This window comes from Aquimarina aggregata, assembly GCF_001632745.1.
Lineage (GTDB): Bacteria > Bacteroidota > Bacteroidia > Flavobacteriales > Flavobacteriaceae > Aquimarina > Aquimarina aggregata.
In genome coordinates, this window is the sequence record NZ_LQRT01000060.1 from 152,708 (window position 1) to 166,147 (window position 13,440).

The 13,440-nt window shown below is 32.7% G+C and carries 12 protein-coding genes; 7 read left to right on the forward strand and 5 right to left on the reverse strand.

Annotated elements, in window-relative coordinates:
• The first annotated feature begins 326 nt into the window (after positions 1-326).
• Positions 327-1,907, forward strand: a complete 1,581-nt coding sequence (locus tag AWE51_RS25315) for a solute:sodium symporter family transporter (RefSeq protein ID WP_066320038.1) — start codon at positions 327-329, stop codon at positions 1,905-1,907.
• Between the two features lie 80 nt (positions 1,908-1,987).
• Here AWE51_RS25315 and AWE51_RS25320 read toward each other — a convergent pair whose 3' ends face one another.
• The 4 genes from AWE51_RS25320 to AWE51_RS25335 all read right to left on the reverse strand — a co-directional run bounded on the left by AWE51_RS25320 (position 1,988) and on the right by AWE51_RS25335 (position 7,215).
• Positions 1,988-3,019, reverse strand: coding sequence for a PorV/PorQ family protein (locus AWE51_RS25320; RefSeq protein WP_066320040.1), 1,032 nt, complete (start codon positions 3,017-3,019; stop codon positions 1,988-1,990).
• A gap of 96 nt (positions 3,020-3,115) precedes the next feature.
• Positions 3,116-4,525, reverse strand: coding sequence for a S41 family peptidase (locus tag AWE51_RS25325; protein WP_066320042.1), 1,410 nt, complete (start codon positions 4,523-4,525; stop codon positions 3,116-3,118).
• A 119-nt stretch (positions 4,526-4,644) separates the two neighbouring features.
• On the reverse strand, positions 4,645-5,169 hold the full coding sequence (locus AWE51_RS25330; RefSeq protein ID WP_066320045.1) for a hypothetical protein: 525 nt from the start codon (positions 5,167-5,169) through the stop codon (positions 4,645-4,647).
• Positions 5,170-5,823: 654 nt separating this feature from the next.
• Positions 5,824-7,215: a hypothetical protein gene (locus AWE51_RS25335; protein WP_066320048.1), complete on the reverse strand. Its 1,392-nt coding sequence runs from the start codon at positions 7,213-7,215 to the stop codon at positions 5,824-5,826.
• Positions 7,216-7,308: 93 nt separating this feature from the next.
• Between AWE51_RS25335 and AWE51_RS25340 the strand changes: the two genes are divergently transcribed.
• The 6 genes from AWE51_RS25340 to AWE51_RS25365 all read left to right on the forward strand — a co-directional run bounded on the left by AWE51_RS25340 (position 7,309) and on the right by AWE51_RS25365 (position 11,119).
• Complete coding sequence (locus tag AWE51_RS25340; protein ID WP_066320051.1) at positions 7,309-7,671, forward strand: VOC family protein; 363 nt, start codon at positions 7,309-7,311, stop codon at positions 7,669-7,671.
• Positions 7,672-7,758: 87 nt separating this feature from the next.
• Positions 7,759-8,424, forward strand: a complete 666-nt coding sequence (locus AWE51_RS25345; protein ID WP_066320053.1) for a DUF2461 domain-containing protein — start codon at positions 7,759-7,761, stop codon at positions 8,422-8,424.
• 3 nt (positions 8,425-8,427) lie between these two features.
• Entirely contained in the window at positions 8,428-8,787 is a 360-nt protein-coding gene (locus AWE51_RS25350; protein WP_066320054.1) for a TfoX/Sxy family protein, read from the forward strand.
• 37 nt (positions 8,788-8,824) lie between these two features.
• On the forward strand, positions 8,825-10,042 hold the full coding sequence (locus AWE51_RS25355; RefSeq protein ID WP_066320057.1) for an ABC transporter permease: 1,218 nt from the start codon (positions 8,825-8,827) through the stop codon (positions 10,040-10,042).
• A complete protein-coding gene (locus AWE51_RS25360; protein ID WP_066320059.1) occupies positions 10,039-10,707 on the forward strand; it encodes an ABC transporter ATP-binding protein in 669 nt (222 codons plus the stop codon). The genes AWE51_RS25355 and AWE51_RS25360 overlap by 4 nt, the downstream gene beginning before the upstream one ends.
• A gap of 25 nt (positions 10,708-10,732) precedes the next feature.
• On the forward strand, positions 10,733-11,119 hold the full coding sequence (locus AWE51_RS25365; protein WP_066320062.1) for a thiol-disulfide oxidoreductase DCC family protein: 387 nt from the start codon (positions 10,733-10,735) through the stop codon (positions 11,117-11,119).
• A gap of 126 nt (positions 11,120-11,245) precedes the next feature.
• Here the strand turns inward: AWE51_RS25365 and AWE51_RS25370 are convergent, their stop codons facing one another.
• On the reverse strand, positions 11,246-13,300 hold the full coding sequence (locus AWE51_RS25370) for an SMP-30/gluconolactonase/LRE family protein (protein ID WP_066320065.1): 2,055 nt from the start codon (positions 13,298-13,300) through the stop codon (positions 11,246-11,248).
• Positions 13,301-13,440 lie beyond the last annotated feature (140 nt).

Consider the following 13,440-nt stretch of genomic DNA (forward strand, 5'->3'; position numbering starts at 1 on the left):
TTGGTTTTACCGAAAATGAAATTTCATAAAACATGATATACCTATGTTCATCAATACACGTAGAGTGATAAGATTAGAACAATAAACTATATGTGCATTGTAACTTTGTACTTGTATATTTATTTCATAAAAATTAAAAACTTAACATTTTTTTAAGATGAAATTAAGGTTTCTAAAAACCAGAAACAAAAGTTAAGATACTATAAAGAAGAAGGGTGTAATAATCTGAAAATGAGATTTATATTATGTTGTTTGGGGCATGTGCTAGAGTTTAGCTTAAAATAAATCATATATATTTAGAGGTTATTATACTAAACACATAGATCATGGGCATACTTTCCTTTTTAGGATTTACTTTACTAGTAGGTATTATTTCATATTTGGCTACTCGAAAAACTGATGAGAGTTCTTCAGACGGATATTTTTTGGGAGGACGTAGTCTTACAGGAGTGGTTATTGCTGGTTCTTTATTATTGACTAACCTTTCTACAGAACAAATAGTAGGATTAAATGGTCAGGCTTTTACAGAGGGTATTTTGGTTATGGCTTGGGAGACACTTGCTGCCATAGCAATGGTAGTGACAGCTATTTTTTTATTACCTAGATATTTAAAAGGAGGTATTACAACGGTGCCACAATTTTTAGAAAGAAGATATGATACCACGACCAAGGCAATTGCATCTGGATTGTTTTTGTCGGGATATGTTGTTGTGTTTTTGCCAATAGTTCTTTACTCAGGGTCACTGGCAATTAGTACGATGTTTGATGTGCCAGAAGTACTAGGTGTATCTAAAAATATGTCTATTTGGATTTGTGTTTTTGGAATTGGTATAACAGGATCTATATATGCAATTTTTGGAGGATTAAAAGCTGTAGCTGTTTCTGATACGATTAACGCTGTTGGGTTATTGATTGGTGGAGTTATGATTCCGATATTTGGATTGTTAGAAATAGGAGATGGCAATTTAGGACAAGGAATTACTACCTTGATGGATACTAATCCAGAAAAATTTAATTCTATAGGTTCGAGTGAAGCTTCTGTGCCATTTGCAACGATTTTTACGGGAATGATGTTAGTGCAGTTGTTTTATTGGGGAACTAATCAAGCTATTATTCAACGGGCCTTAGGAGCAAAGAATCTAAAAGAAGGACAAAAAGGATTGATTTTAGCTTCTTTTATAAAAATTCTAGGACCTCTTATTGTTGTATTGCCAGGAGTAATCGCATTTCATATGTTTGGAGATACGCTATCTAATGCTGATGAGGCATATCCGACTTTAGTTAGTAAAGTATTGCCGTTATCGTTAGTAGGCTTTTTTGCGGCAGTTCTTTTTGGGGCTATATTAAGTTCGTTTAATAGTGCATTAAATAGCTCAGTTACTTTATTTGGGATCGATATATACAAAGAATACATTAACAAAGAAGCTTCAGAACAACAAGTAGTAAAAGCAGGAAAATTATTTGGTGTCGTCTTAGCCCTATTGTCAATGTTTATAGCGCCTTTTATAGCCAATGCGCCAGACGGATTGTTCGGGTATTTACAACAAGTAAATGGTTGCTATAGTATTCCTATCTTAACTATTATTGTAGTGGGATATCTAACTAAAAATGTTCCGGCTATTGCGGCTAAGATTGCAATTGGGTCAGGGGCAGTATTGTATTTGCTTTATATGATTCTTGATAGTACGATAATGAAAGGGCAGTTTCCTCATTTTTTACATGTAATGGCGATTCTTTTTGTTCTTAATGTTGTTATTATGTTGGTTATTGGAAAACTGCACCCTAGAGAAGTACCATACCAGCAAGAGTATACCAGAGAGGTGGATATTACTCCATGGAAGAATGTAAAAATTGTTGGAGGTTTAATTTGTGCAATTGTAATCGGAATTTATATCTATTTCTCTTAAATACGTGCGTATTCTTTTAGATTTAGCTATTCCTGCAAATAAGCTATTATTTTTTGGCCTTGATTATCCGATTTACTTGATTAAAGTACTTCTTCTAAATTAAGACTTAATGAGACGCGCAATTTTTTTCGTACGGGGTTTTCTTCTTCTGATAACCCCAATAGATATGCAACATCTACTACAACATATTTTCCTTGAAAACCGAGGCCTATTGTGGCAAAAGAATCTGTTAATCGATTTATACCATGTGAATAACCGGTTCTTGTCATTATTTTTTCTTTATATACAAACTCTAATCCTAATGCTATGACTGAGCCTGTTAAGCCAAATTCAAGGTTTTCGCCATTGGCATCCTCAACATAAGAATCAAGTAATGTTTTATACTCTGTAGTGATACTAAACATTTCATCTTGGTTAATAATAAAATCAAAGCCTGTTCCTACTCTTACAGTAGAAGGTGCATAAATTTCAATAGCCTTATTGTCACCGAAAGATTCTCCTCTTAAATTAGAAAAATTAAAACCAGCTCTCCATCTACCATTAAATTTAGTGTACGCTATTTCTTTTCCGTAATAGAATCCCGAAACATCTATACCATATAAATTTGACGAATTATCGAAATCATTGGCAAGCGGTTCTTTACCGCCTAATAAAAAGTAACGGCCTCCGACAGACATCGCAAATGTATCGCTTAATCTTAGTGTGTAAGAACCATCGATTGATACTTCTACTACCCCGTAAGTGACTTCAACAAGTTGAAATTGTCTGATAGTATAGGCATAACCTCTAATACTTAAGCTGTATGTACTTCGGAAATTGAGTTTATTGTAAAAACTTAAATTTAATTGATTAAACTCGTTAAAAACTTCACCACCGCCGAGAATTTGAGTGATCCCTAATTCGAATTTTTTATTAGAAAACATATATTTAGAAGGGTTCCATAATTGAGAAAAAGCATCGGCAGATGTTGCTACTCCAATATCCCCTTGACCAGAAGATCTAGCATCTGTAGCAATACTTATAAAACTATCTCTTAACGGGGATACAGTAGTGCGTTGAGCCGACAGATGGTAAAAACTGATTAATGCGAAAATAAATACACTTTCTTTCATAAATTTAGATTATAAACGGTGTAATCTCACTAATAAATAAACAAGGCCGGTACTACTAATATGGCCTTGTTTAGTTTAACTAAAATTGAATAAGATCTACTGATTTAGTAATTCTAAGGCACGATCTATACCACTATCTTTTTCTTCTTGAAAATCTAAGGAGGACAAAAATGGCACTCGATTTTCTTGATTTTCAGGTCCAATTCCAACAACTTCATAGACTACTCCCTGTGCATCACTATATATTTCATTTGATAATCCTATTTCTGCTCCATTAGGTAATACATGCTCAAGGATAGTAGAAAAGGCACCATTCGTGTTTTCTCCTACAATAGTAACATATGGCAAATCTTTCAAACATAGTGTAAAAAGTTCTGCTGCACTTACGGTAGCAGGACTTGTAAGTAACACGATATCATTAGTAAATTGAAAATTTCCTTTAGGTGCTACAGAAAAGGATTTATTTTCAGTAAAGCCATCACCTAGTCTTGCTTTTTTGAAATATAAAGTTCGTTCCTGATCCATAAAACGGGATGCCATATTTAAAGCTACTGTATCATATCCTCCATCGTTAAAACGAATGTCAAGAATCAGTTTAGTAACTCCAGATGCTTCAAGATCATTCATAATAGTATCTAATACAGTGTTTAGTGCAGACAACTCATTGCCGAAATTTGTTCCGTAACCTTCCATCGTTGAAATAACAATGTACCCAATAGTATCATTGATCAATCCCCATAAGATATTTCCGTTTTCATCTATTTCAAAATTTCCCCCTAAATATTCTGTTAGTATTATTGTTCCTTTTTGATTTTCAAGAGTAGCATAATCATCTTCATTTTCTATAAAAAGATCTCCACTTAGATTAGCATTAAGTCTTTCTAATAATTTTGGATCTCCAGATTGGATTTCGACACCACTTTCTTCGTCATAGATGCTTACATGACTGTCTTCTAACAAGTAAACGAGTTCTTCTAGAATATCGTATAAGTTATCTTCTGTAACTTGATCTCTTAAGTTTTCGTATTGAGACCAGTCTACATTTCTTGTTTCAAAAAAAGCATAATAATCATTAAAAATATTCCAGAAATGGTCAAAATTTACTTTAGGATCTTTTGTAGCAGAAATTTGATCAGGAAGACAGCTTGGATTTGGATCTAATAATCGAGTAAATTTTATTTCTGAATCTGATAAATCCGAAGTTCCTATAATTTCATTTTCGTTTACTTGATTTAATGTAAACCCAAAAAAATCTTCGGGAATAAAATTGTCATCCTGAATCACACATCCAGCAGTGTTTACATTAAAAAACACATCTTTTTCGTCAGTAAATTCAAAAACCCACCCTTTATCAGCTACCAACCAGAAACCATTTTTTGAATCTTCTGGTATAGTAGGGGTATCATCATCAGATTGACAGGCTGTAAAAATTGATAGAATAAATACTAGCAAATACGTTTTAACAAGTTTTATTGTTTCTGTTTTTGTGTTGATATATAAATTCATCGTTGTTTATTTTTGAAATTGTTATTATTGAAAAATTGTAAAGTTTGATTGTCTTTTAAAAAAACACACTTGATCTAAAGAAAAAGGTATTCTGTGTTATTTAAAGATTAGGAGGGTTGCTAAAATCGGTATCCAATACTGAAAGTAGCATAAAGTACCAGTACATCAATATTTCTATTATTGCCTTTTTCAAAACCAAGCCCTGTACCAATTCCAGCTTCGTAATTAAAATGCTTGCCAATATTTCTTCTAATTCCCCAAGTAGCAACGGTCAATAGATGGTATAGATCAGATCTTTCGGCTTCTTCAGTGCTATGAAAATGATAACGAGCTCTAAGCGACATGTAATTACCACTATTACCGTCTATTCTTTTATTCTTGTCAGCGCGTTTTTTTAGATTGTAGTACCAACGGGGTTCTAATGCTAAAACAGGTTTAATATTTGATGTATTAAGACCTCCTAAGCCAATTTCACTTCGTAAGGCAACTTGATTAGATAATTTTAATTCATTGTGTGCCCATATACCCAATAATCCAGTTTGAATACCAAAAACTGATTTTTCTACCGATATATCTTTTTCGTTTTGAGAAAACCCGAAATAAGAATTCATTATTAAAAGAGAAGCAAAAACTACTTTAACCATATTTTATGTTTTTTGATTTATCCGGTTAAAAGTATAATGATCGAAAAAATAAAAATGCAATTTTAGGCCTGTAGAAGTCCTAATAAAGGGCAGATACATAAATCAGGACGTTTTTTTTAAGCTTTCTAAAGACTATGAATGGGGTAAAGAAAAGAGAGACTATTTAAAAAATTAGTAACATGTTCTTGATAGAGCATATAAATTTTTAGACTAGATACAAGCTTACTTAAAATAAAACATATGACCCTGAGTTCGATTTATATTCTACTGGTCACTTATTTGTTATCTACATCTGTCTGGTCGAGCGTAGTCGAGACCTTTAGATTTTACTAAAAATAACCTCTCGACTACGCTCGAGGTAACAGAGAAAAAGAATAATCATTTAAAATCAAACAATTAACAATCGAACTCAGGTTATGATAAAAAGATGTAATCAAAGTCACCGATACTTTTTTATTCTCTTGAATAGTAAAAGAACTTTTTGTTAATTTCCTTCCGAAAAAAAACATCTAATGTAAAAATGATATGTTCTTCATGATATAAAACCGGTAGAATTTTATGGACAATTATTGCAAAATATAACCTTTGGTATTAAGACAAGAATACACCGATTTACTAGTTTTTTTGAAAGTGATTAACTATATATTTCTTAGGTTAATGTTTTCTAGAAATCCATTCGTTAAAATCAACATAACCCAATACTGTGTTTGGAATAGGGTGTGCTGTCAAATTCTCTTGAAGAGTAAGAAACTCTTTTCTTTTTTCAGAGTTACTATGTTCTACTGTTTTAGAAATAAATTTCAATAGTATTTTCTCATAGAAATCTATGTTTTTTTCTTTTTTTAGATGTTTTTTCATAGAATCCACGAGATAACGTAACGTAAATCCATTGCCAAGTTCATAATGCACTAATAGATTTAACCAGTAGGTATACGTTATTAAGTCTTTACGGTCTTTTTTAGTTTGATGATTTAAGATTTCATTAATCCATCGTAGCGCCTTTTTATTATCTTTTTTTAGAAAATAAATAGTAGCAAACTGAAAGGAAAAAGACAATCTGTAAGTCGAAGGCATTAGCGTGTTATGTTGCTGCATAAAATCCTGAATTTCTTCTATGATTTCATGAGTAGTGTGTAATTCTTTAAGGTTTCTATGGATTTCAAGTTCGATATTGTAAAGGCGTAGCTTTTCTTTAATAAAAGATGCAGAAATAGTTTGTACTGCGTGGGCCTTTTGTTTTAAAACTAAAATTCTAACAAAAGCTTCTTTGTATTGTTTCTTGTAGACCAAAAAACCTAGAAGATTATTGCTAATCGAAAAATACATGGTAAAGTATTCTTTAAGTAACTCGGGGTGCTGTTCCCATTCTTTTATTAGGTCCTCAATACTTCGCTTCGCTTTGTTATGATCTTTAGAAAGTAGTGATTTACGGTATTTGTGTAGTGCTTTTAAGGTTCTGTTTTGAAGAGAAGCACTTTTTTTATGAGATAAAGAAAACTGTGAAGGATCTATATTAGCCAGTAAAAGATCAATGTATTCTTGAGTAGATTTAACAATATTCTTTTGTTCTAGGGTGATTGCTTTTAAAGTCGAAAAGTCTTGTGGAAACATAGCTTGATGTACTTTTCTCTTCCATTCTTGAATATGAAATAAAAGAATTTCCTGTTCAAAGTGTTTCGCTTTTTTTTCGGCTCTTTTAAGTTCACTTTCACAAATAGAGTATTGTCCCTTATGAAATAAAATTTCAACATTACGAATGATATCCAGAAGCTCGGCGTTTTTAGAGATATGAGCATGGTAATTTCTTAAAGCCTGCAAAATACGATGCTTTAAGTAGTTCTTTATGGTAGTAAGTTGTGTTACAAATGCTTTGTCTTTAAAAAGTAGTTTTATTTTGGATTCATCATAGGTTTTTTGTGCTTCGATTGCATCAAACAAAATCAGATACTCGGCGGCATCACTTCCTTGAGCACTTACCTTAAAATAACGCTTTTCACTTTTACTCAAAGATTGGATCAAATAAAACAACTCTTCTTTTTTCTTCATTTTAGAAACCTATGTTTTTTCAAAAATATAATTTTTTTCGTTTATATGATCAGGTATCTTTGAAATAGTATTCATCAATAAAATATAACTATTATGTCTAATGCAATTAGCTGGTTTGAAATACCAAGTACTAATTTTGAAAGAGCAGTTCAGTTTTATAACGAATTGCTTGAAGTTGAATTACAACCTATGGAACTCGATTTTAAAATGGCATTCTTTCCATACAAAGATGGAGGAGTAGGAGGTTGTGTCACCCATGGTAACGGAAATAAACCTTCGCAAGAAGGTACGTTTGCCTATCTTAATGGAGGTGATGATCTTGCTGTACCTTTAGCCAGAGTAGAAAAAGCAGGGGGTAAAGTTGTTATGCCTAAAACTTCTCTGGGAGAAAATGGATTTATGGCTATTTTTTTAGATACTGAAGGCAATAGGGTGGCTTTTCATTCTATGAAATAATATGTAACGTTTTAAAGATAGAACTCATTTTGACTTTTTGTTTTACTAAATGAGTTCTATTGTTAAAACTAGAGTAAACCTATACCTATGACCTATTTTACAGAAGATTTCACATGTTTTTTTAAAGAACTGGCAAAGAATAATCATAAAGATTGGTTTCATGCTCAAAAAAAAAGATATGAAACCAGTATCAAAAAACCTTTTGAACAATTTGTAGGAGATATGATCTCACACATTCAAAAGTATGATACAGAATTACAAATTGAACCTAAAGATTGTATACTCAGAATTAATAGAGATATCCGATTTTCAAAAGATAAATCACCATACAATTTACATTATACCGCGTTTATTTCTAAAGGCGGACGCAAGGATAAAAGTATACCTGGAATGTTTCTTAGATTTTCTCCAGAAACAATTGGTATTATGGGGGGATGTTTTGGCCCTTCTAAAGAACAATTGCATAAAATAAGAACTTCAATTCATAAAAACCCTAGTACTTTTAAAAAGCTTATAGATAACGCAGAATTTGTTAAAAAGTTTGGAGAAATACGTGGTGAAACCATGAAACGCATTCCTAAAGAATGGATTGATGCCTGTAATCAAGAGCCTCTCATTAAAAATAAACAGTTTTATTTTGTTGGGGAAGAAGCACCAACGCTTCTTACCAATCCATCACTAATTGAAGAAATGATGAACTATTGGAAAACAATGCAACCTGTAAATGAGTATTTAAGTAAAGTAATACGATAAATTATGGCATATAATGAATTTATGGCAGATCGAATACGTCAACTATTTAAAGAAAAAAAGGCAAATTTTTATGAAAAAAAAATGATGGGCGGGTTATGTTTTATGGTAGAAGATAAGATGTGTTGTGGGATTCATTTTGATAAGAAAAAAGGGATGGATCTTTTAATGGCAAGAATAGGTCCTGATGCGGTAGAAGAAGCAATGCAAAAAGAAGGATGCTTACCTATGGATTTTACTGGAAGACCCATGAAGGGTTATGTTTTTGTAACAGCCGATGGTTTTGATCTGGATGAAGACTTAGCATATTGGGTTCAGTTATGTTTAAATTTCAATCCATTAGCAAAACGAAGCAAAAAACGCTAACTTGTAATGCTTACAAGGTTTATTCGACCGATCTCTTATGCCAAAACCCGTTTTAAATACAACTAATTTATTTATTGCTTTTCAATATCTCTTAACGAGAAAAAAGCAAAGTATTTTGGCAACTTTAGGAGTGATGTTGGGTGTTACAACATTTATTGTGATGGTTAATTTTATGACCGGAGTTAATGATTTTTTGGATGATGCAGTCTTTAACGGAAGCCCAGATATCATTGTTGGCGCCACACCAGATGGTAAAAAAAAGAAGCAAAATTTTGGTACGGCTATACACGCCTTAGCTAAAGTTGAAGAAATAGACCATTTCTTAGAGAATGATCAAAACGTTAGTTCTTTTGCACACCAAATTATTTCACCTGCTATCTTAATAAGTACTACCGCTCAATTACCAGGTAGTATAAATGGTGTATTTCCTTTAGAAGAACGTAAAATGGTTGATCTTGATCGCAGATTATTGTCCGGTAAAGGGTTTAAAAGTTTATTGCAAGGGCATACAATTTTGCTAGGTGTAAGTTTGGCTAAACGATTAGAAGTCGTAGTTGGGGATGAGGTAAATATGCTACTCTCAAACGGGAAAAATATGAAGCTCGAGGTTTCGGGTATTTTTAGTTTCGGGATTACAACAATAGATAATGTACGTACTTATGTTTCTGCAAAAACACTTCAGAAACTAATGCATCAAGAAAATAAGATTACAAATATTCATGTAAAATTAAAAAACCGTGATGATGTTGCATTAAAAACAGTTCTATCAGAGAATTTCAAAGCAATTACTACCCAAGATTGGAAAGACAGTAATAAAACCATTGTAATTGGTAATAAAGTACGTGATATTCTAACGTGGTCGGTTTCTTTTGCATTGCTTCTAGTGGCAGGGTTCGGAATTTATAATATTTTGAATATCACTGTTATTCAAAAAAGGAAGGATATAGCAGTATTAAAAACCATAGGATATGCCGCTCGAGATATTGTTTTTATTTTTTTGATTCAATCTATTATCATCGGATTATTGGGTGCAGTATTTGGCACTAGCCTGGGATATTTGATAAGCTATATTATTTCTACCACACCATTGGATACTTCTGATTTTATTATTGTAGAAACGTATCCAATCAATTTTAAATTATCATACTATATTTTAGGGTTTTTATTTGGAGTAATAACTACAGTTTTAGCGGGATATTTTCCTTCAAAAAAAGCAAGTAGAGTAGATCCTGTAACTATAATTAGGGGAATATGATTTTAGAGGGAACACATATTAATAAATACTTTTATGATCCGGATAAACATCAAGTACTTAAGGATAATTCGCTACAGATTTCTGAAGGAGAATTGGTTTCGATATACGGAGAGTCGGGGAGCGGAAAATCAACATTACTCTATATCTTATCGACACTAGATACCGATTTTGAGGGACAACTGTTTATACAAGGTCAGGATATAAAAAAATTGGACTCAACGGCACTTACAGATTTTAGAAACAAGCACATTGGTTTTGTGTATCAATTTCATTATTTATTGCCAGAGTTTAATGTGTTGCAAAATGTAATGCTTCCGGCTTTAAAACTTAGAGAAAAGAGTCGCGTAGCTATACAACAAGATGCTTTAGCATTACTAGACGAGGTTGGTATTGCAGAGTATGCGCATCGCCCATCTTATAAATTATCAGGAGGACAGCAACAGCGTGTTGCTATAGCCAGAGCACTGATTAATGACCCAACACTTATTATTGCCGATGAGCCCACAGGCAATCTAGATCAGAAAAATACAGATATAGTATTTAAACTACTGCAAAATATTACAGAAAATAGGGGCAAAACAGTTCTTATTGCAACACATAATCCTAAGATTTATAAAAATTCTACCAGAACAATTGAAATGATTGATGGTTCGATACGACTATAGTTGTAACAATTTAAAAACCAATCAAATGGAGTCTCATAAAGCAAAAAGTATTATTATATTTGACGGAGAGTGTAGTTTATGTAATGGTGTAGTAGGGTGGTTGATGAAATTTGCTCCCGCTTCGATTTTTGAATTTATACCTTTTCAATCTCCTAAAGGGCAAGAATTATTACAACATTTTGGATATCCATTGCAGCAATTGGAAACTGTTATTTTAATCGATGAACAAGGTGCACATACGCATTCTGATGGTTTTTTAAAGATAGTAGCCAAAATTCCAAGATGGAGAGTTGCAGCAGCGTTATTAGCATTTATCCCAAGAATGCTTAGAGATGCAGTTTACAATCTAGCCTCTCGTAATCGTTTAAAATGGTTTGGTGAGTCTAAAAGCTGTACCATAAATTTTAGGTAGTAACTTAAACAATTTCATTCTTTTAGATCATATATGTTCTCTAAAAAAGCCACACTACAAAATTTGTAATATGGCTTTTAAAAGTAACTGTTTGTCTTTTACTACGACTCATTAGTGCACTATTCTTTATCGAAGTATCTTAATAGTTTTTGTTGTTGATTTTGATGTTATTTTTAAAGTATATAGCCCACTGCTTTTAATACCTAGTTCATCACAATTACGTGCAATAGTAGTACCACCCATAACCTTTTCGTTAAAAATTACTTTACCAGTAGTATCGTATAGGATGAGTTTTGTTGTTTCTTTAATAGGAAGATCTATGTTTAATGTATTTTCTGTTAATGGATTAGGGTGTGCGTTTAAACTTTGATCTGTTGTGCCGATTGCTTTTGTTTTTTGAGTGTTTTCTATTTTCCAATCAAAAGTTTCCCAACCTTTATCCTCTATTCCTTTTGCAAAAAGAACTGCATTGTCTGATGACCAAGATGCTTGTATCCATTTGTTTGCAGATACACTTTTTAAAGCAACTTTACCATTTCCTTTATTTTTCCATATAAATTGCGTAAGCTTATCTTTTTTTGCCGCTGCTGCGTTAACATTTATACCTTGAACTTGCACATAGTTAGCATTGGACAATGCTTTTAAAGCAATTCCTCCATCAGGATGTGTTTCGATACTAAATTTCTCCCAACCCTGAACTGCAATTGCTCTTGCGATTAATTGTTTGTTATTGGCCGTTTGTTCTGCAGTTACGTATTTTTTATCTCCGTTTGTTTTACGAAGCGATATTGTTTTTCCTATCGGTGCATCTGTTGTATCTGGTGCAGGATCTACATTAGCTACTATTTCCCAGGAAAATGTTTCCCAGTCAGAAGCACGTTCTCCTTTAGGAAATAATATTGCATTATCAGTAGTCCAGATTGCTTGTATCCATTTATTGGCGTGTACGCTTTTTAAAGCAACTTTACCATTACCCTTACTTAGCCAGGTAAATTGAGTCCAACCTCCTTTACCCGTAGCTGCAGCTCTTATTGGGATATCTGTATTTTTGTTGAAGACTCGAATATATTTATTATTGAGCATTGATTTTAATGCGACTCCTCCTTTTGGATGTACTTCTACCAAAAATCTTTCTGCGCGGGTATTGCTCGTAGAAGTTTCAGCGACCAACTGATTGTTATTGCTGTTTTGCGTAGTTATAAATTTTTTATCTCCTCCTCCTTTGCGAAATGTGATTACTTTACCTATCGGTGGAACAGTAGTATACATTGCTAACAGATCAAATGGGTGCTGAAACCCTGTTACGCCAGGCATCTCTACTTTATATAGATTTTTACCCGCGGTTACAAAAAGAATGTCTTTGTTTTTTCCTCCAAAGGTACAGTTCGTGGTTTTTTCAGGAAAATTTATTGTAGTACTTGGTTTTCCATTAGTATCAAATACCTGTACTGTAAATTTTGCAGTAACATATAAATTACCTTTTGTATCTACAGCCATACCGTCGGCTCCCGTGATATCTAATCCATCAGGATCTATGATAGTAGCAAAATCTATTCGATTACTTAGTGCTCCTGTTTCTTGATTGATGTCGTATCGGTAGATCGTGGTACTCCAGGAATTATTAAGATATAGATATTTTCCGTTAGGTGAAATTATAACTCCATTAGGTTTATCGTTTCCGAACGAATCTAACTGTGTAATCACCCCATTTTTATTGCGATAGTATAAATTGTTAGATGATTGATATTGTGTGCCCCAAGTAGGATCGGTAAAATAAATACCTCCATGTTTATCTACGCATAAATCATTAGGATTATTAAATCGTTTGTTTTGATATGTCGCCGCTAAAGTTTCAAGTATAGTTCCATCGACTGATCTTTTATTGATTTTGCCTGCTGCTCCTTCGCAAATTAATAAATCATAATCTTTAGAGAACATAAGACCATTACCTCTATTAGTGTTGCCAAAGGCTTCAGAAAAAGTTCCTGAGTTTAATGCATAAGAAATTACTTTACTATTAGGTATATCGGTAAAATAAATTGTGTTTGTTCCGTCCCAAACGGGACCCTCTGTAAATTTAAATTGATCAGAACTAAGTTTTATAGGCGCTTGTGCCGTAAGGGTTAATGTAGTAGTCAATAAAAAAAAGAGAACTACTTTGTACGTTAGGTTATAGGTCATAAGAATATTATTTTGTGTGCTTGTAATATATAACCTTAATGATCCTGTAACAAGATCATAAATAGAACATATAACTTATTGTATATCATATATGTCTTATAACTTTATGAAATAGGTTAAAAAGACTTTATCCAGAAACT

What these genes read in the sequence shown, in the direction of transcription:
- AWE51_RS25315 (WP_066320038.1), top strand. Translation starts at nt 327, where the DNA reads ATGGGCATACTTTCCTTTTTAGGATTTACTTTACTAGTAGGTATTATT.
- AWE51_RS25320 (WP_066320040.1), bottom strand. Translation starts at nt 3,019, where the DNA reads ATGAAAGAAAGTGTATTTATTTTCGCATTAATCAGTTTTTACCATCTG.
- AWE51_RS25325 (WP_066320042.1), bottom strand. Translation starts at nt 4,525, where the DNA reads ATGAATTTATATATCAACACAAAAACAGAAACAATAAAACTTGTTAAA.
- AWE51_RS25330 (WP_066320045.1), bottom strand. Translation starts at nt 5,169, where the DNA reads ATGGTTAAAGTAGTTTTTGCTTCTCTTTTAATAATGAATTCTTATTTC.
- AWE51_RS25335 (WP_066320048.1), bottom strand. Translation starts at nt 7,215, where the DNA reads ATGAAGAAAAAAGAAGAGTTGTTTTATTTGATCCAATCTTTGAGTAAA.
- AWE51_RS25340 (WP_066320051.1), top strand. Translation starts at nt 7,309, where the DNA reads ATGTCTAATGCAATTAGCTGGTTTGAAATACCAAGTACTAATTTTGAA.
- AWE51_RS25345 (WP_066320053.1), top strand. Translation starts at nt 7,759, where the DNA reads ATGACCTATTTTACAGAAGATTTCACATGTTTTTTTAAAGAACTGGCA.
- AWE51_RS25350 (WP_066320054.1), top strand. Translation starts at nt 8,428, where the DNA reads ATGGCATATAATGAATTTATGGCAGATCGAATACGTCAACTATTTAAA.
- AWE51_RS25355 (WP_066320057.1), top strand. Translation starts at nt 8,825, where the DNA reads ATGCCAAAACCCGTTTTAAATACAACTAATTTATTTATTGCTTTTCAA.
- AWE51_RS25360 (WP_066320059.1), top strand. Translation starts at nt 10,039, where the DNA reads ATGATTTTAGAGGGAACACATATTAATAAATACTTTTATGATCCGGAT.
- AWE51_RS25365 (WP_066320062.1), top strand. Translation starts at nt 10,733, where the DNA reads ATGGAGTCTCATAAAGCAAAAAGTATTATTATATTTGACGGAGAGTGT.
- AWE51_RS25370 (WP_066320065.1), bottom strand. Translation starts at nt 13,300, where the DNA reads ATGACCTATAACCTAACGTACAAAGTAGTTCTCTTTTTTTTATTGACT.